Origin of the sequence: Erythrobacter sp. SCSIO 43205 (genome assembly GCF_019904235.1) — a bacterium.
GTDB lineage: Bacteria > Pseudomonadota > Alphaproteobacteria > Sphingomonadales > Sphingomonadaceae > Erythrobacter.
The window spans coordinates 3,150,455-3,167,355 of sequence record NZ_CP063202.1; the positions used below are offsets into that span (position 1 = coordinate 3,150,455).

17 protein-coding genes are annotated in these 16,901 nt (G+C 59.0%); 8 read left to right on the top strand and 9 right to left on the bottom strand.

Annotated elements, in window-relative coordinates; translation table 11 throughout:
- Positions 1-58: 58 nt before the first annotated feature.
- The 7 genes from puhA to hemA are packed head-to-tail and all read left to right on the top strand — an operon-like array spanning position 59 to position 5,629.
- Entirely contained in the window at positions 59-883 is an 825-nt protein-coding gene (gene puhA, locus INR77_RS14855; protein ID WP_223071780.1) for a photosynthetic reaction center subunit H, read from the top strand.
- Positions 874-1,629, top strand: a complete 756-nt coding sequence (puhB, locus tag INR77_RS14860; RefSeq protein ID WP_223071781.1) for a photosynthetic complex putative assembly protein PuhB — start codon at positions 874-876, stop codon at positions 1,627-1,629. The genes puhA and puhB overlap by 10 nt, the downstream gene beginning before the upstream one ends.
- Positions 1,626-2,108, top strand: a complete 483-nt coding sequence (puhC, locus tag INR77_RS14865; RefSeq protein ID WP_223071782.1) for a photosynthetic complex assembly protein PuhC — start codon at positions 1,626-1,628, stop codon at positions 2,106-2,108. The genes puhB and puhC overlap by 4 nt, the downstream gene beginning before the upstream one ends.
- The gene (locus INR77_RS14870; RefSeq protein WP_255573815.1) at positions 2,108-2,473 is read left to right on the top strand and encodes a hypothetical protein; all 366 of its coding nucleotides are present in this window, start codon (positions 2,108-2,110) and stop codon (positions 2,471-2,473) included. Before puhC ends, INR77_RS14870 begins: the two co-directional genes overlap by 1 nt.
- 50 nt (positions 2,474-2,523) lie before the next feature.
- A complete protein-coding gene (gene acsF / locus INR77_RS14875) occupies positions 2,524-3,570 on the top strand; it encodes a magnesium-protoporphyrin IX monomethyl ester (oxidative) cyclase (protein ID WP_223073601.1) in 1,047 nt (348 codons plus the stop codon).
- Positions 3,564-4,358, top strand: coding sequence for a putative photosynthetic complex assembly protein PuhE (gene puhE / locus INR77_RS14880; protein WP_223071783.1), 795 nt, complete (start codon positions 3,564-3,566; stop codon positions 4,356-4,358). The genes acsF and puhE overlap by 7 nt, the downstream gene beginning before the upstream one ends.
- Before the next feature lie 38 nt (positions 4,359-4,396).
- The gene (gene hemA, locus INR77_RS14885; protein ID WP_223071784.1) at positions 4,397-5,629 is read left to right on the top strand and encodes a 5-aminolevulinate synthase; all 1,233 of its coding nucleotides are present in this window, start codon (positions 4,397-4,399) and stop codon (positions 5,627-5,629) included.
- A 113-nt stretch (positions 5,630-5,742) separates the two neighbouring features.
- Here hemA and INR77_RS14890 read toward each other — a convergent pair whose 3' ends face one another.
- Positions 5,743-6,222 carry a cytochrome c family protein gene (locus INR77_RS14890; protein ID WP_255573816.1) on the bottom strand — a complete coding sequence of 160 codons (480 nt, stop codon included), beginning with the start codon at positions 6,220-6,222 and terminating at the stop codon, positions 5,743-5,745.
- A 302-nt stretch (positions 6,223-6,524) separates the two neighbouring features.
- Between INR77_RS14890 and INR77_RS14895 the strand changes: the two genes are divergently transcribed.
- Positions 6,525-7,367, top strand: coding sequence for a DUF1499 domain-containing protein (locus INR77_RS14895; RefSeq protein WP_223071785.1), 843 nt, complete (start codon positions 6,525-6,527; stop codon positions 7,365-7,367).
- Positions 7,368-7,370: 3 nt separating this feature from the next.
- Here INR77_RS14895 and INR77_RS14900 read toward each other — a convergent pair whose 3' ends face one another.
- From INR77_RS14900 to INR77_RS14935, 8 genes are read right to left on the bottom strand one after another with little or no spacing between them, the layout of a single operon-like run.
- Complete coding sequence (locus tag INR77_RS14900) at positions 7,371-7,973, bottom strand: CDP-alcohol phosphatidyltransferase family protein (protein WP_223071786.1); 603 nt, start codon at positions 7,971-7,973, stop codon at positions 7,371-7,373.
- A 9-nt stretch (positions 7,974-7,982) separates the two neighbouring features.
- Positions 7,983-9,254: a NupC/NupG family nucleoside CNT transporter gene (locus INR77_RS14905; RefSeq protein WP_223071787.1), complete on the bottom strand. Its 1,272-nt coding sequence runs from the start codon at positions 9,252-9,254 to the stop codon at positions 7,983-7,985.
- Between the two features lie 13 nt (positions 9,255-9,267).
- The gene (locus INR77_RS14910) at positions 9,268-11,406 is read right to left on the bottom strand and encodes an FAD-dependent oxidoreductase (RefSeq protein WP_223071788.1); all 2,139 of its coding nucleotides are present in this window, start codon (positions 11,404-11,406) and stop codon (positions 9,268-9,270) included.
- Between the two features lie 48 nt (positions 11,407-11,454).
- The gene (locus INR77_RS14915; protein ID WP_223071789.1) at positions 11,455-12,558 is read right to left on the bottom strand and encodes an FAD-dependent oxidoreductase; all 1,104 of its coding nucleotides are present in this window, start codon (positions 12,556-12,558) and stop codon (positions 11,455-11,457) included.
- 60 nt (positions 12,559-12,618) lie between these two features.
- The gene (locus tag INR77_RS14920; protein ID WP_223071790.1) at positions 12,619-13,191 is read right to left on the bottom strand and encodes a nucleotidyltransferase family protein; all 573 of its coding nucleotides are present in this window, start codon (positions 13,189-13,191) and stop codon (positions 12,619-12,621) included.
- A complete protein-coding gene (locus INR77_RS14925; protein WP_223071791.1) occupies positions 13,176-14,114 on the bottom strand; it encodes an XdhC family protein in 939 nt (312 codons plus the stop codon). The genes INR77_RS14920 and INR77_RS14925 overlap by 16 nt, the downstream gene beginning before the upstream one ends.
- Before the next feature lie 22 nt (positions 14,115-14,136).
- Entirely contained in the window at positions 14,137-14,622 is a 486-nt protein-coding gene (locus tag INR77_RS14930) for a cytochrome c family protein (RefSeq protein WP_223071792.1), read from the bottom strand.
- A 26-nt stretch (positions 14,623-14,648) separates the two neighbouring features.
- Positions 14,649-16,898 carry a molybdopterin cofactor-binding domain-containing protein gene (locus INR77_RS14935; protein WP_223071793.1) on the bottom strand — a complete coding sequence of 750 codons (2,250 nt, stop codon included), beginning with the start codon at positions 16,896-16,898 and terminating at the stop codon, positions 14,649-14,651.
- Between the last annotated feature and the right edge of the window lie 3 nt (positions 16,899-16,901).

The window sequence follows — 16,901 nt, forward strand, 5'->3', positions numbered from 1 at the left end:
TCCAAAAGCCGAAAGGGCTCACTGCAGGGGCCCTTGATTATGACCAAAGGAACGTACCATGGGTAACGTATATATTGCCGGGCTTTTCGACGTAGCCGAGCTCACCTTCATCTTGTTCTTCATATTTTTCGTGGGGTTGGTGATTTATCTCAACCGGGAAAGCCGCCGCGAAGGCTATCCGCTTGAACATGAGCAATCGGGCATCATTGATCGCGGAGTTCCGCTGTCTGACGGCGGCAAGAAAACCTTCCACCTGCCACACGGGCGCGGCACCTATGTTCCAGAAGACGTGCCGCGCGATGAGCTTTCAAAAGTCGGGAATATTCCGGGCAAGCAAACCTTTGGCGCAGCCGGCGCTCCGTGGGAGCCAACCGGTGATGCGATGGCCGATGGCATGGGCACCGCAGCCTTTGCCATGCGCGAGGATTATCCCGACCTCACTTATGAAGGCCACCCACGCATCGTGCCGATTGCAAATGCTGTTCACGCGATGGAAATTGCCGCGATGGATCGCAATCCCGTTGGTCTGCCGGTCTATGCCGCTGACAAGAAGAAAGCGGGCGTGGTGAGCGATGTCTGGGTTGACCAGTCGGAGCACATCATCCGCTATCTCGAAGTGACCACCAATTCGGGCAAGAAGGTTCTGGCTCCCATGCCGTTCTGCGCTGTGCAGGGCAAAAGCTGGCTGGGAGGCCTGATGCCGATTGTCGATGACCAAGTAGAGCTGATCGACATCGAAGCGATCCGCGCTGACCAGTTTGACAGCGTTCCCACTGTGAAGACCGCTGGTCAGATCACCCGCCTGGAAGAGGACAAGATCCAGGCCTATTATGGCGGCGGCTATACCTACGCCCTGCCGGAGCGTTCTGAGCCATGGATCTAACCACCAAACCCAACACACACTCCGCTTCATCAGTGCGTGAGGCATCATCGAGCGCACCTGCGCGCGCCCTGTCAAGGGAAGCGCAGGAGCTTGAGACGCAAGGCCCGCGCGCGCATGGCGATCCGATGGGCACGCCCCAGCCGCAAGAGGCAATCTTGTGGAAAGGGCGGCCTGACCGGGCGCTATTGGCAAGAACCGCGTTCCACACTTACAAAGTGGGAGGCTACTTTGCCCTGCTCGTCGCGATTTCAGCGGCTTTGGGCAATGTAACGACGGCGGTTGTGTGTGCGGGGCTTGGCGTTATGGCGGTGGCGATCCTTTATGGTCTTGCCGCCATCAGCGCTCGGACGACGCTTTATATTCTGACTGACACACGGCTGATCCTGCGCATCGGCATGGCGATTGAGACACGGGTCAACCTGCCCTTGAAGCACGTCCAATCGGCCAATCTGCGCGAGCGAGGGCATGGGTTTGGCGACATCGCCCTTACCCTCGCGGGCGAGCGTTTGCTTGGCTATGCCCTGCTGTGGCCTCATGCCCGCCCGTGGCGTTTTGCCAGCCCGCAGCCGATGCTGCGCGCCGTGCCTGAGGCAAAAGCCCTCGCCGCGCTTCTGGCAAAGACTTGCGCAATGCACGCGCCGCTTGAGCAAAATTTGATCCAAATCAATGAAGCGAGCGTCGCACACGCCGATACGGGTACCAACACCGGCCCTGATGCGGGCGCATTGGAAGGGGCCAGAGCATGATTGTTCGCGAATATGAGAAGGAAGAGATCACCGTCCACCGCGTGCCGATCATGCTGATGGGCGGCATTATCACGATCAGCCTTGCTCTGACCACGGCCGTCACGCTTGGCTTTTTCGAACGGCAGGCCATCCCAAGCGAAGCGCGCGAGCAAGCAGGCACACAGATGACAGCCTCGCGCTCACTCTATTTCTACGATGAGGCCGATGGCTCGGTTCGGGTCGAGGATGCGCAATCGGGCGAAGAAATCGCTCGCTTTGGGGTGGGGACAGGCGGCTTTGTGCGAACAAGCGTGCGCGGCTTTGCCTATCAACGCCGAGTCAATGGAATTGGCCGCGAAGTGCCTTTTGAGCTCATCGCGTGGGACAATGGGATGCTGACCCTGCTCGACCCGACCACGCAAAAAAGCGTCGAATTGCACTCCTTTGGCGAAGGCAATCGCCAGACTTTTGCAAACTTCCTGATCAAGGAGCCGGGATAATGGCCAGCATTGCGGTTCAGAGGGCAGTCACGGGATCGACTGACACAAGCTCGCCACTTCTGGCCGGGTTCACCCCGCCCGATGCGCGCGTCTTCGATGCGCCCTGCACGATTACGGTCGAGCAAAGCTCTGAGCATTTTCATGCCCATGTCGAATTGCCGACAAGCGTCCTGATGGAAGCAGGCGACAAGGTGCGTGTGCACGGCGCGCCCATATCCATCCCATTTGGCTCTCGCCAGGTATTCGAGCGCAAGGCGACAATCACCCGGGCGGGCCCGATCAGGCGCGCCCTCACGCGGGTCGGTGCCTATTTCGACCTTGCCGAGCTCTACGAGGTTAGTTTCAACGCCGGGAGGATCAAATGAACGCTCACGCTCAGCTCAAAGCTGACCCCAATCACGCTCACGGCCACAAAATGATGACCAGCGAAGAAGCGATGGCTCTGGCCACCAAGGACACAGTGCTGACCCCGCGCTTCTACACCACCGATTTTGACGCGCTGGATGCGATTGACGTAAGCCTCGTGCGCGAGGAATGGGACCAGCTTATCGCCGATATGGTTGGCGATCCCAACAAGACTCACTTTCGCCACAAGGGTGACTTTGCCGGTGTGATTGAGGCGTTGGAGCCGGAACTGCGGGCTGAATTTACCGATTTTCTGGTAAGCTCGATGACGAGCGAATTTTCAGGCTGCGTGCTTTACGCAGAGATCGCCAAGCGAACCAAGAACCCGGACGTGAAGCAGCTTTTCAAACTGCTCGCACGCGATGAAAGCCGGCACGCTGGTTTTATCAATGAAAGCCTCAAAGATGCTGGCATCGGCGTCGATTTGGGCTTTCTCACCAAAACGAAGAAATACACCTATTTCCGCCCGAAATTCATCTGGTACGCGGTTTATCTCTCTGAAAAGATTGGATATGCGCGCTATATCACGATCTATCGGCACTTGGAAAAGCACCCGGAAAACAAATTTCACCCAATCTTCGACTGGTTCGAGGAATGGTGCAATGACGAGTTTCGCCATGGTGAAGCGTTTGCGATGTTGATGCACGCGGACCCGGACCTTTTGAAAGGTCATAACAAGCTGTGGATCCGGTTTTTCCTCCTCTCGGTTTATGCCACCATGTATGTGCGCGACCATGCGCGGCCCGTCTTCCACAAGGCGCTCGGCGTTGACCCGACCGAGTATGATTACGAGGTCTTCAAAGTGTGCAACACAATCGCGCGGCAGGTCTATCCGGTCGAGCTCGACATCGACAATCCCAAGTTTCGCGCGGCGATGGAGGCGCTTCGCCAAGCTGCAATCCGTATTGAGGATGGCAAGGCGCAAGGTGGTCTTGGCGGCCTCGTCAAGCGCGTGAGCGGCATGGCGGGCGCAGGGTTCAACTTTGCCCGGATGTACTTCATGCAGCCCAAAACCAATGAGCTGCCCACCAAAATCAGGCTTCATCCTGCATGGTGAGTTGGAGCGGCCATATTGTCCCGTTCATCGTGACGCTGGTCATCTGGTTTATGGCCACTGGCCTCATCGCGTTTTTCGCGAATGCCGGAGGCGAACCCCGCGCGCGCGGCGCATTTCGGCGCAGCGTTGCCGTGGGCGGCGTAGTGGGTGTTGCCGGGCTCATCGCTATCCTTTTCGCTTCGGCCAGCGTTTCGCTTGGCGCGATCTACCTTGCCTTTACAGGCGCGTTGATGGTCTGGGGCTGGCATGAAATCGGCTTTCTCACAGGCGCCTCGGCGGGCCCGCGTCGCGAGGTACAAAGCCTTGGGGTGCGCGGGTTTGAGCGGTTTACTCAGGCTAGCGCCACTGTGATGCACCATGAAATCGCTCTCGCGCTGACCGCGCTCATGCTGATCTCACTCTCGTGGAATGCGCCCAATCAGATCGGAGCGACGGTGTTTGTGCTGATGTTCGCGCTTCGCCTCTCGTCAAAGATCAACCTCTTCATCGGCGTGCCCAATTCATCCGTTGAAATGATGCCGCAGCATTTGGGGTATCTTAAAAGCTATTTCGGGCGCAATCGCATGACCTTTGTGCTCGCTCTATCCATCGCCGCGATCATTGCGCTTGCTGCTTGGTTTGCTTCGCTAGCCATGACAGCGCCTGCGGGTAGCCCCGAAATGGTGGGGGCAAGCCTTCTCACCGCCTTGTGCCTTCTTGGCGCACTTGAACATCTATTCTTGGCCCTGCCGTTTCGCGACGGGATGCTGTGGGGCTGGGCTTTTAAAGGCAGGAGCGATCCTGCATGACGCTTAAAACAAAACACACGAAAGAGCAGGGGGCACCCATGGATTTTGATGCATTTTTCGCCGAGCAGCTGGACGGCGTTCGCGAGGAAGGGCGTTACCGCGTCTTCACCGATATCAAGCGGCACTGCGGCAAGTTTCCGCATGCGACCCGCTTTATCGAAGACGACCAAGAGCAAACGACGCAGGCGGTGACCGTGTGGTGCTCCAACGACTACCTAGGCATGGGTCAGCACCCCAAGGTGATCGAGGCGATGCACTCAGTGCTCGACGAATGCGGCGCAGGCGCAGGGGGCACGCGCAATATCTCGGGCACCAACCACTATCACGTTGAATTGGAAGCCGAGCTTGCCGACCTTCATGGCAAGGAAAGCGCGCTTTTGTTCACCAGCGGCTATGTCTCGAACTGGGCCGGGCTTGGCACGCTTGCGAGCAAAATTCCGGGCTGTGTCGTGTTCTCCGATGCGCTGAACCATGCGAGCATGATCGAAGGCATCCGTCACAGCCGCGCGCCTTACAAGATCTGGAAGCACAATGATGTCGAAGACCTCGACCGTCTGCTTTCTGAATATCCCGCCGACACGCCCAAGCTCGTCGCGTTTGAAAGCGTTTATTCGATGGACGGCGATATCGCACCCATCGCCGACATCCTCGACGTGTGTGAAAAGCACGGCGCGATGAGCTATATCGACGAAGTGCACGCAGTTGGCCTCTACGGCCCGCGCGGTGGCGGCGTGGCTGAGCAAGAAGGACTGATGGACCGCATCACCGTCATCGAAGGCACGCTTGGCAAGGCGTTCGGCGTCATGGGTGGATATATCGCCGCCAGCCGCGATCTGGTTGATTTCGTGCGCAGCTTTGCCAGCGGCTTCATCTTCTCAACCGCCCTTCCCCCAGCGGTCGCTGCGGGCGCTGCGGCGAGTATCCGGCACCTGAAAGAGAGCAGCCACGAGCGCGACCTCCAGAAAGAGCGCGTTGCCGAAGTGCGCCGCCAGCTGGACATGATGAACATTCCGCACCTGCCCAATCCCAGTCACATCATCCCGGTGATGGTCGGCGATGCGGCCAAGTGCAAGATGATCAGCGACTGGCTGATGGACAATCACGGCATCTATGTGCAGCCGATCAACTATCCCACGGTGCCCGTCGGGACAGAGCGCCTGCGCCTCACCCCATCGCCCGTGCACGACAGCGGCGATATAACCCGCCTGATTAATGCGCTCAGTGAAATCTGGTCGATGTGCGAATTGGCAAGAGGTCGGATCGCGGCTTAGACCCACAGACGAAAGCTATAAGAAAAAGGCCCCGCTGGTTTTCCAACGGGGCCTTTTTCTTGTTCACCGGGCGATGAAGCCCGGTGTTCCTGCTAACTTATGCAGCTTTCGACTTATTCGTCGGTCGCATCAAGATATGCGATCACGTCAGCGCGGTCTTGTGGGTTTTTGAGGCCCGGAAATGCCATGCGGGTGCCTGGCATGAATTCACGCGGCGCTTCGAGATATTCAAACAACACTTCAGGCGTCCAAGTGACACCGCTGTTTGCGTTGGCTTCTGAATAGTTAAAGCCTTCAATTGAGCCAGCTTCGCGGCCCACAATGCCATAGAGCGATGGACCAACGCCATTTTTGCCTTCTTCAACAAGGTGGCAGGTGCGGCACTGGGCGAACACGGTTTCACCAGCAGCAGCATCGCCAGTCAGATCAGCAAAAGCGACATCGGCAGCGGGCTCTTCAGCCGGCTCTTCTGCGGCGGTTTCTTCTGCCATTTCTTCCGTTGCTGGCGCTTCTGCTTCGGGCTGTTTGCCACCACAGGCAGCCAGTGCCAGAACAGCGGGCACAAGGGCCGCGCCCATAACAATCTTACGCATAGGTATTTTCCCTTTTATTCGAGAAGACCCGCACCGGCGCAACCGGCTCAGCCCTTCCGAGATGTATCCCACGGAGCAAGAGATAAAGTATTTCTCACCCGGGTTCAACGGTCGATGAAGGCCAGCTGCACCCTCACTTACCTTTGATCACCGACTACATAACGGCTCTGTGGCGGCGTGGTTCCCTGCTGATTTGCAAAAGATTTTCCGCAATCGCTTTACGCCTCACAAATTGCGGTTGAGCGACTGCATCCAAACGAATGCCATTGCCTTTGATGGGACGCGCGCTAAACGATTGGCTTATGAAAACACTCGCATGGTACACAAAGCTTTCGCTCGCACTTACCGCGTTCGTCCCGTTCTATTTCATTGTCGCAGCCCTTGGCACTAAAGTCGGATTGTGGGGATGGATGACCGGGCTTGTCGGGATGACATTTACCGGCGGTCCATTCGTGCTTGGCATTGCCTTCGTGGTGGCGCTTATCGTTGTGATCATCGGGCTCATCAATTGGTCCGGGCGCAAAGCGGAAAAAACCGATGGGGTAAAACGCCCGCGCAGCAAAATGGTGATGGGTGTAGGGATCCTTGGCATGATTGTGCCGGTTGCCTTTGTTCTATTCGGCCTGACCGCAGCGTCCAAGGCCGACGGCAATCCCATCCACGACATCGCCACCGATACCGCCAACCCGCCCATGTTCTCAGCCGAGGTTTTGGCAGAGCGCGAAGCGGCTGGCGCCAATCCGGTGAACGATTATCAAAAGCCGCTGAGTGAAATCGAGATGTTCAAAGGCGCGCCGCCAGAGCTTGCGATCTTGAGCCATGCGCAGATCATCAATGACACCTATCCAGAGCTTTCGCCGCTCCCCCTAGGTGGGGCAAGCCGCGCCGATGCGGTCGCCGCTGTTGCCGCAGCAATGGGCTCAATGGGCTTTACCGACATCCGCCAGAACGCCGAAGAAGGCCGGGTCGAAGGGGTCGCGGAGACTTTCTGGTTTGGGTTTAAGGACGACGTTGTTGCGCGCATTGGCGAGGCTGAAATTGACTTCCGTTCGGTCAGCCGCGTGGGGCAATCCGATCTTGGCGCAAACGCTGCGCGCATTGCGACCTTGCGCGAAAAAGTCGCCACGCAAATCGGGCAGCGCTAGGTCCTATTTGAACGTCGCGATTGCGAGCGCGCTTCGCTGAAACACCGTCAGGACGCACAGTGCGGCGTAGGCGTAGGCGATTACAGCAAAATACGCCGGGAATAGGCACATAGCTACGAAAACCGCGATGGTTTCGCCGCCCTCTGCCAAGCCTGTGGAGTAGAAGAAGCTCTTCTTTCCGTGTGCCTGCGTCTCATCGCCGCGCTCGGCGGCGACCACGGCAAAGGCGAGGAAACTCACGCCAGTCAGCACGAAACTCGCGACAAGGACGAGCGCTGGAAGGGTGTTTGCGCTCGTTAAAACGCCGAAGCCCAAGGGCACGGAGACATAGAATGCGAAGTCTGCAACAATGTCGAAATAGCCGCCCAGGAGGGTTGGCTTTGTGGCCCGCGCAACCGCTCCATCGAGCCCATCCAGCAGGCGGTTTGCGACGATCAGAGCAAGGCTCCAGCCAATCTCACCCGAAGCTATCGCCGCTGCGCCGCCCAGCCCCAGGAACAGCCCGGCAAAGGTGAGCATATTGGCACTGACCCCAAGCCGCGCGATCCGCGCTCCAACCGCGTTCAACGGCGGGTCGATCAGCGGGCGCAATCTGGCATCAAACATTGCGCGAAACTACCACGTAACCAGCCCAATCCAAGCGCCCGTCATGGCCGTCGCGATATTGCCTGCAATCCAGCTTTTCATACCAAGCCCCGCCGCTTCGGCGCGGCGTTCAGGGCAAAGCGTGCCGATGGTGGAAACGAGCAAACCAACGGATGCGAGGTTCGCAACCCCGCACAGCGCATAAGTGACGATAAGCAGGCTGCGCTCTGACAAGGTGCCTTCGGGGAGCGCGGCAAGCTCCAGATAAGCGACATATTCGTTGAGGATGGCCTTAGTACCCATGAGGCCGCCCGCTGCCTGAGCCTCCGCCCAAGGCACGCCGATGGCCCACATGAAAGGCGCGAAAATCCAGCCGAAAATGCGCTTCAAGGTGATCGGCTCGCCCTCGATAAAGGGCAGCACCGCAAGGATCTGATCGGTCAGCGCAACCAGGGCGAAGACAACGATGATGATCGCGATGACCGCGAGGAACAGCTGCATCCCGTCCATCGTGCCCTTGACCACGGCGTCGATGGAGGACTCATATTTGAGCCCCTCCTCGCTGTCGTCTGCTTGCGTTTCCGCGTCGCCTGCATTGCCCGGCACCATGAGCTTTGCAATCAGCAGCGCGGCGGGGAGTGAGACGAGCGATGCGGAGATCATATGCCCCACCGCATCGGGCACGCTCTCGCGCAAGGTGGTGGCGTACAGGATAAGGATCGCGCCCGAAATCGTCGCCATCGCCAGCACCATGACCTGAAACAATTCAGCGCGGCTCATCTTCGCAAAATAGGCACGCACCACCAGCGGGCTTTCGACAACGCCAAGGAACATATTCGCCCCTCCTGACAAGCCGACAACGCCGCTGACATTGAGGCTTTTGCGCAGCAGGAATGACAGGCCGATTACCAACCACCTAAGCACACCCCAATGCCATAATAGCGCGGCGAGCGCGGAGAAGACGATCACCAAGGGCAGGATTTGGAAAGCGATGATCAGCGGGGCATCGGCACCCTCCTTCACCGCGAACGGCAGGTCAGCGCCGCCGAGATAACCGAACATATAGGACGAGCCCGCCAGCGTCGCGCGCTCGATGGCTGCGACCCCTTCATTGGCGAGAGTAATAACATCCCACACGAAGGGCACGCGCACGATCAATAGCGCCAGCGCCAATTGCAAGCCCAACGCGCCTGCGATCCATCGAAGGCTTGGCCGCGAGCCACGGTCCTCGCTGATCCCCCAAGCGATAGCGACCAGCAAAGCGATGCCGAAAATGCCACGAAATTGGTCGAAAAGCTCCACCTAGGCGTGCCCCTCAGCCCCGTCGCCAATCGTGGAATTTCTCCACCAGCGCGAGCAGTTTCTCAGGTTTCCTTACCTTCTTCCATTCACCGGCCGCAAACTTGTTTGCCTCAGACATCGTGGGATAGGGGTGGATCGTCCCGATGATCGCATCAAGCCCAAGCTTGTGCTTCATCGCCAGCGTGTATTCCGCCAGCATTTCGCCCGCATGATACCCCACGATCGTCGCGCCAAGGATGGTGTCTTTGCCCGGTTTGGTGAGCACCTTCACAAAGCCCTTTGTCTCGTTCTCGGCAATCGCGCGGTCGCTTTCGTCTAGCTCGTATTTCGTGACCTCGTATTCGATGCCTTGGCTCTTCGCCTCTACCTCATTCATGCCAACGCGGGCGATTTCGGGGTCGAGGAAGGTCACCGCGGGGATCACCGAATAGTCCGCCTTGAAGCGCTTAAACATCCCAAAGAGCGCATTGACGCTCGCATACCACGCTTGATGCGAGGCGACGTGGGTAAATTGGAACGGCCCTGCAACATCGCCGCAAGCGTAGATATTGGGGAATTTGGTGCCGAGGAATTCATCGGTGTTGACGGTTTTGGAGGTGTCGACGCCGAGCTCTTCAAGCCCGTATCCGGTGAGCCTTGCCGCGCGGCCCACCGCCACGATCAGCGTGTCGCAAGGCACTTCGGCCACGCCGCCATCATGCTCTGCGTAAACCACCCCGCCCTCGACGCGCACCGCATTGTGGCCGGTGAGGACGGTAACGCCTGCGTCTTCCAGAGTGGCTTTGGCGAGAGCCGCCACTTCAGGGTCCTCGCGCCCCATGATCTGGTCACCGCGCTCGATTTGCGTGACCTTCGAGCCAAGCCGCGACAGCGCCTGCGAAATCTCGCAGCCGATAGGCCCACCGCCAAGGATTACGACGCGCGAAGGGGGTTGTTCCATCGTCGCAAAGGCATCCCACATCGTATCGGAGGTGAGATAGCCTGAACCCTCAAGCCCCTCAATCGGTGGCACAAAGGGCGCGGCACCCGCTGCAATGATGATGGAGCGCGTGGTCTGGCGAATGGTGGTCCCGTCGCTGCGCGCAATTTCAACCGTCCACGGGTCAATGATCGTCGCATAGCCGAGTTGCACATCAACGCCCATGTTCTCAAAACGCTCGGGGCTGTCCATCGGCTCGATTTTCTTGATCGCCGCCATCACCCGCGCGATGGTCTTTTTGAAGGGCACGGTCGGCTCGTGCGGTTCGATCCCGTATTTATCGGCGTGGCGCATTTGGGCAGCAACCTTGGACGCCTTGATCAGCGCCTTGGACGGTACGCAGCCAAAGTTGAGGCAATCGCCTCCCATCTTGTGGCTCTCAACCAAAGTGACCTTGGCTTTGACAGTCGAGCCGATGATCGCAGAGACAAGCCCCGCCGCGCCCGCGCCTATAACGATCATATTGCGGTCGTAGGACTTGGGCTTGGTATAGCCTTTGTAGACCTTGCGGGCCTGGATAAACCCGACGATCCCCTTGGCGATCCACGGCACGATGGCGAGAAGGACAAAGCTGCCAATGAGCGCAGGTGAAAGAAGGCCTGATGTGCTCTCGATCTGCGCCAATTGTGTGCCCGCATTCACATAAACAATCGTACCAAGCAGCATCCCGATCTGACTGACCCATACGAAGGTCCATGTCTTTATCCGCGTCAGCCCCATCACAAGGTTGATCACGAAAAACGGGATCGCCGGAATCATGCGCAGGGTAAAAAGGTAGAACGCGCCGTCGCGCTCCAGCCCATCGTTTATGGTTTTTAGTCGATCACCAAAACGCCCCTCAATCGTGTCGCGCAGCACAAAGCGCGAGGAGAGGAAGGCGAGCGTTGCTCCAATGGTGGAGGCAAAGGATACGATCACCGTGCCCAGAACGAGCCCGAATAACGCGCCCGCGGCCAGCGTCATAATAGCGGCGCCCGGTAGCGATGCGGCAGTCACTGCAACATAGATGACGAAAAAGCCCGCAAGCACCGCGATCTGGTGCTCGGCATAAAAGCCCTGCACATCGTCAACGACGCCCTTGATACCCTCAATCGTGAGGTATTGGCCCAGATCGAAATGGAAATAGGCCGCCACGAGCGCCGCCAGCGCTGCGAGAATGAATAACTTTTTCACACACTCCCCCTGTTGTCCCTCATCCGTTCGCAATGAAGGTAAACGCGGTTACACGCTGTTTGCCAAATTCGCGTATTTGGAAATCCAGCGCTTGTCGATGGCTGCTTTGAGCTTGGAGGCCCAGCGACCGCTTGCAGCAAGGGGGCCATAGCTCAAAATCGCGCTGCCATCGCCGGTGGAGAGGAGATAGAGGCTTGCGGGGCGGGGTTTGTATACGCTGGTGGGAGCGTCCCCTCGCATCACTTGGCGCAAGTTCTCGGCCAGATGCGGGCCTGCCATCACCGCATGAACGCCAGAATGGGGAACGCTGCGATCTTGGCGCGAGGCGACGTCTCCGGTTGCAAAGACATTGGGATGGCTGATTGACCGTTGGTATTGATCGACCGCGATAAAACCGTCTTCATCCACCGCCAATCCGCCCGCCGCAGGCCATGCAGGAGCGCCGCTGCCGAGCGCTGCGATGATCAAGTCTTGGTTGGGCACTTTGCCCGAAGCGGTCGCCAACTGGCCGTCTTCAAGCCGCGCATCTTCCGCAATCACAGTGATATTCTGGCGGGCGAGTTCGCGCTTTACTTTTCGGCGCACCGCGCTGGATAAAGTGGGCAACAGCCCCTCTGCGCCCGTCACCAGTGTTACTTGCGCAGGGCTTGCGGTGCGATTGTTCAGAGCGAAGGCGATCTCCACGCCGCCTGCCCCGCCCCCGACAACCGCAATGCGCCGGGCCAGCGGATATTTTTCGAGCCGTTCGACGAAGCGATCAATCGGGCGAATATCGAGAAGCTTTGGCGCTTTGCCCAAGATCCGCGACGAGCGCCCGACACCGCCAGTGTCCAGCGAGACGACATCGTATTCGATCACCTGCCCGCCGCCGGTCTTAACCCAGCCCGCCTGAGGATCGATCCCGGTGCATGGGCCGAGCAGCAATTGCACCCCCGCGCGGGCTGCCAATGCGCCCACGTCCACCAATCCTTCGTCGCGTGCATATTGGCCCGCGATCCAACCCGGAACCATGCCCGAATAACGAAGCATCCGATGCGGTGTCAGCAGAGTTGCCCGCTCGCACGGCAGGCCGCTCTTTATCCAATCGGCAAGCACCGCCACGTGGGCATGGCCGCCGCCAACAAGGAGCAGATGTTTGCAAGGCTCTGACATCGTTCACCGCGCTTGGGTTAGGATCACACGCCTGATTATAGCATGAAAAGCCGTGGTTGGTTACGATAGAGCCAGCAGGGCCTCTGGCGTATCGATGTCGGCCAACCATTCGGGCGGGCAAGGCACCACCTCACCTTGAGCAACGAGAACACGAGCACCCTGGTCGCCGCTGGAGTTTTCAAGGTCTTTAAAATAACGCGAGGCAAAAAGAGCAGGCGGCATTCGCGCCTCGCCAATGGCCGACACAGTGATGGGGGCGGACGCATCCCATTCTTCGATCAACGCCTTGAAATGGGATGGAGGGACAAGCGGCATATCGGCAAGCGCGATGAGCAATCCGTCAAGCTGCGCCTCTTGGGCCGCCATGGCCGCAAGCGCGACAGAAGTGCCCCGCCCCTCGGCAGACCGCAGGTTGATAAGCGGTTCAAACCGCCGCGCTCGCCAATGGTTCTCGCAAAGGTGATCGGGACCGCTGGTGACGACCCATGCGCGGTCGAACAGCTTGGTCGGGATGGCATCAGCGGCGTATTCACCGAGCTGGCGCCCGCGAAATTCGGTGCTAAGCTTGTCCTTATCCCCGAACCTGCGCGAGGAACCAGCCGCGAGCAGCGCCACTCCTAACCGTCGTCCCATGATGCCTCCTCATAGGTGCGGATGACTTCGGAAAGCGTCGAGAGCGCCAGCGTGTGCGGATCGCGCGAGGAGTGGAACAGGCCGATGGGCGCATGGATGGTGGCAAGCTGATCGGGCGCCACTCCGCGCCGGGACAACGCCTCAGTGCGAAAGGCATGGGCACGCCTGCCTCCCATAGCGCCAAGATAAAAGTGCGGCATCGACAGCGCCGATTCCATTAAATCGATCTCCCAATCGTGATCGTGGAACAGGAAAACCGTGGCGGTCCAAGGGTCGCTCTTCAAGAGCTCGGTCTGGTTGGTGCGGGTGAGACGCTCAGCAGGAATGCCGCGCCTTGCCAGCTGCTCGATCAGACGTGCGTCAGGGGTGAGCACATTAGCGGTGCAGCCAAAAGTCTGCGCTAGGCCAGCAAGCTGCTCGACGCTCGCGCCATGGCCGATGATCTGTAAGTGCGGGCCCGGATAATGGCCAAAGGTGGCGGCGGGGACAGAGGGGTCGAAGTGAGTTTTGCGCCAGCCCTCTTTGTGTTGAGGGCCGCCGGGACCAGCAGCGATTGAGAACGGCGAGCGCGCCTCAACCGAGGCAAGGCAAGCTTTGATGAAAGCTCCCCCTCGTATCTCATGGAAAGCGACATCCAATCCGCCACCGCATGGCAGTTTTATATCGAGATAGGGTGAACCTACACCAAAACGCACGAGCCTTGGCGCGCCCTCGCTAAGCACATCGAGCGCCTCTGATACCACCGCGTTCTCAATGCACCCGCCTGAAAGCGACCCGGCGTAAGTACCATCCTCTGCCACGCCCATGATCGTGCCGGGGTTCCTCATGGAAGAGCCTTCAACACCGCACACCGTCACCAAAATCGTGCGCTTGGCAGCGGCCTGAGCATCGCTCAAAAACTGCAAGGTTTGGGGCAGGTCCATGGCAGGGCCTTGTCGCCTAGACCTATTGGCCCGAGGCGTTATCGGATTGCGCTGAAAGGTATGCGATGATGGCTTCGCGCGCTTGCTCATCCGGCACCGCGCCAGCCATCATTTCGCTTCCCGGAATATAGCCCGTCGGATCAGCAAGAAAACCGTCCAGGCTGGCTTCATCCCAAACCACCTCGGATGCTGCAAAGGCATCGGAGTAAGAATAGCCAGCAAGGCTCCCCGCTTTGCGTCCGATCACGCCATACAGGTTGGGGCCCGCAGCCGATCGTCCGTCAGGGGCAACAGAATGGCATCCGGTGCAGGTTTGAAATGCATCCTCGCCAAGCGCGACCAGATCGAGCGCGCCAGCAGAAGGTGTGGGAGCTTCAGGTGCGACCACCTCAGCCGAACCCGGCTCACGCACGACGATTTGCTCCACCACTTCCGGCTTCTCCGCCGACCCGCAAGCCGTCACCGAAATGGTGAGCAATCCCGCGGCGAAAATCGCCTGTTTGTGCATTCTCAAAACTCTCCCCTGAACCCGGCTTAAGCGAATTGCTTTGCAACGGGCAATGTGCGCAAACGCTTTCCGGTCGCTGCAAAAATTGCATTGGTAAAAGCGGGCGCGGCTGGTGGCAATCCGGGCTCCCCAGCCCCGCCTATCGGCACATCGCCTGAATTGATCAAAGCCACTTCGATATTGGGCGTCTCGTCCATGCGCAGCATTTTGTAATCGTGGAAATTGCTCTGCTTGATCGCTCCGCCTTCAAGCTCCAGCTCGCCATACATCGCGGCCGTGAGGCCGAAGACCATGCCGCCCTCGATCTGGTTTTTGAAACCGTCCGGGTTCATCACATACCCTGCGTCGCACACCGCCCAGGCGTTGACGAGCTTGGGCTTGCCGCTGCTCATGTCGACCTCGATGACTTCGCCGACGATGGTGCCGAAACTCTCGACTATGGCGACGCCTTTGGCATGGCCTTCAGCCACCTCCCCATTCCAATCGCTGATCTCGGCGAGCTTTTTCAGCACAGCCACATGGCGCGGTGATCCCTTGACCATCTCAAGGCGATATTCGAGCGGATCAGCGCCCGCTGCGTGAGCAGCTTCGTCGATAAAGCTCTCGATGAAAAAGCCCTGCTGCGAATGGTCAACCGAACGCCATGCCTGAAAAGGCAGGTGCAAGTCCGACGGCGCCACGCGCACACTGGTGTTTGCAATATCGTACATCGCAGGGACACAGGCTTCGGCGGGATCGTGGCGCTGGGTAAAGGCATGATCGAATGCGACCAGCTTGCCGCTGTTATCAAGCCCCGCGCGCATCCGTGCCGTGTCGGCACAGCGATAGAGCGCCTTTTGCGTGTCCTCCTCGCGGCTCCAGATCATCTTGACCGGATAGCCCGTCGCCGCCGCAACGCGCGCAGCCATCGACATTTCATCAGCTCCAAGGCGTCGGCCAAAACCGCCGCCAAGGTAAGGGTGATGCACTGTCACATCGTCAGCTGAAAGTCCGAGCGTTTCGGCCACCCCGCTCCTTGCCATCAAGGGAACCTGCGTGCTTGCCCAAATGTCGCATTTGCCGTCTTTCACGTGCGCGGTGCAATTGATCGGCTCCATCGGCGCGTGGGCGAGAAAGGGCACGCGATATTCAGCGTTCAGCTTCGTCGCAGCAGAAGCAAGCGCCGCTTGCGCATCGCCTTTCTTTGCCGCTTCCTCGCCGCCTGTCTCACCCGCTTCGTCCAAAGCGGCAGCGAACCTCGCGTATTGATCGTCCATCGTTTTGATCGGGCTTTCCGACTGGCTCCACTCGATCTGGATGGTGTTGATCGCCTGCTGCGCCTGCCAATAGCTGTCCGCGACAAGCGCCACGAAATTGCCCATGTTGAGGATTTGAAGAACGCCGCTCATGGTCTTGGCTTGTTCAGCGTTCATGCTCACCACTGTCGTGCCGGGCACAGGCGGGCGAACCACGGCGGCATAAGAAAGGTCGAGCCCGTCTGGCACGGAATCGATCCCGAACTTCGCACTGCCGTCGATTTTTGACGGGATGTCAGTGCGCGCCTTGCTTTTGCCCATCAGACGGTATTGATCGGGCGTTTTTAGGCGCGGGGTCTGATCCATCGGCTGATGCGCAGCGGCGCCTGCGAATTCGGCATAGGGCGCAGATTTGCCGGACGCTTTATGGAAGAGGGTCGAGTTCTCGGTAGTGATCTCGCTCGCTGGAACGTTCCAGGCTTCCGCTGCAGCTCCCACCAACATCCCGCGCGCCGCAGCGCCCGCGATGCGCATTGAATGCTGACCAGTGGTGCGGATTGAGGATGAGCCGCCGGTAATCATCGCATCGGCCATGCGCGCGATTTGCGTGAACAGGCCGTTCCATGTCGGCTCAATCCAATCGGCCGCATTCATGGTGAAAGGCGCAACGAACATACGCGCGGTGTCGGTCACGACGTAGGAACCATCGGTAGGCGCTTGCTGCACGCGCACTTTGTCCCAATCGGCATCAAGTTCATCGGCGAGCATTTGCGCGAGCACTGAATGCGCGCCCTGCCCCATTTCGCAGTGCGGGACGATCGCGGTGATGATGTTGTCCGCGCCGACTTTAACCCAGCTGTTGACGAGGTTTTCATCAGCGCCTGCCACTTTCGGGGAAAGCGCGCCCACCGGATTGCCGGGGCGAACGCCGATACCGATCAGCAAACCACCGCCTGCAAGAACACCGGCTCCGATAAAGCCACGGCGGCTCCACTTGGCGAGCTTTGAGCGTTCCGGTTTTTCAGGAGTCATATCGTTCATGGC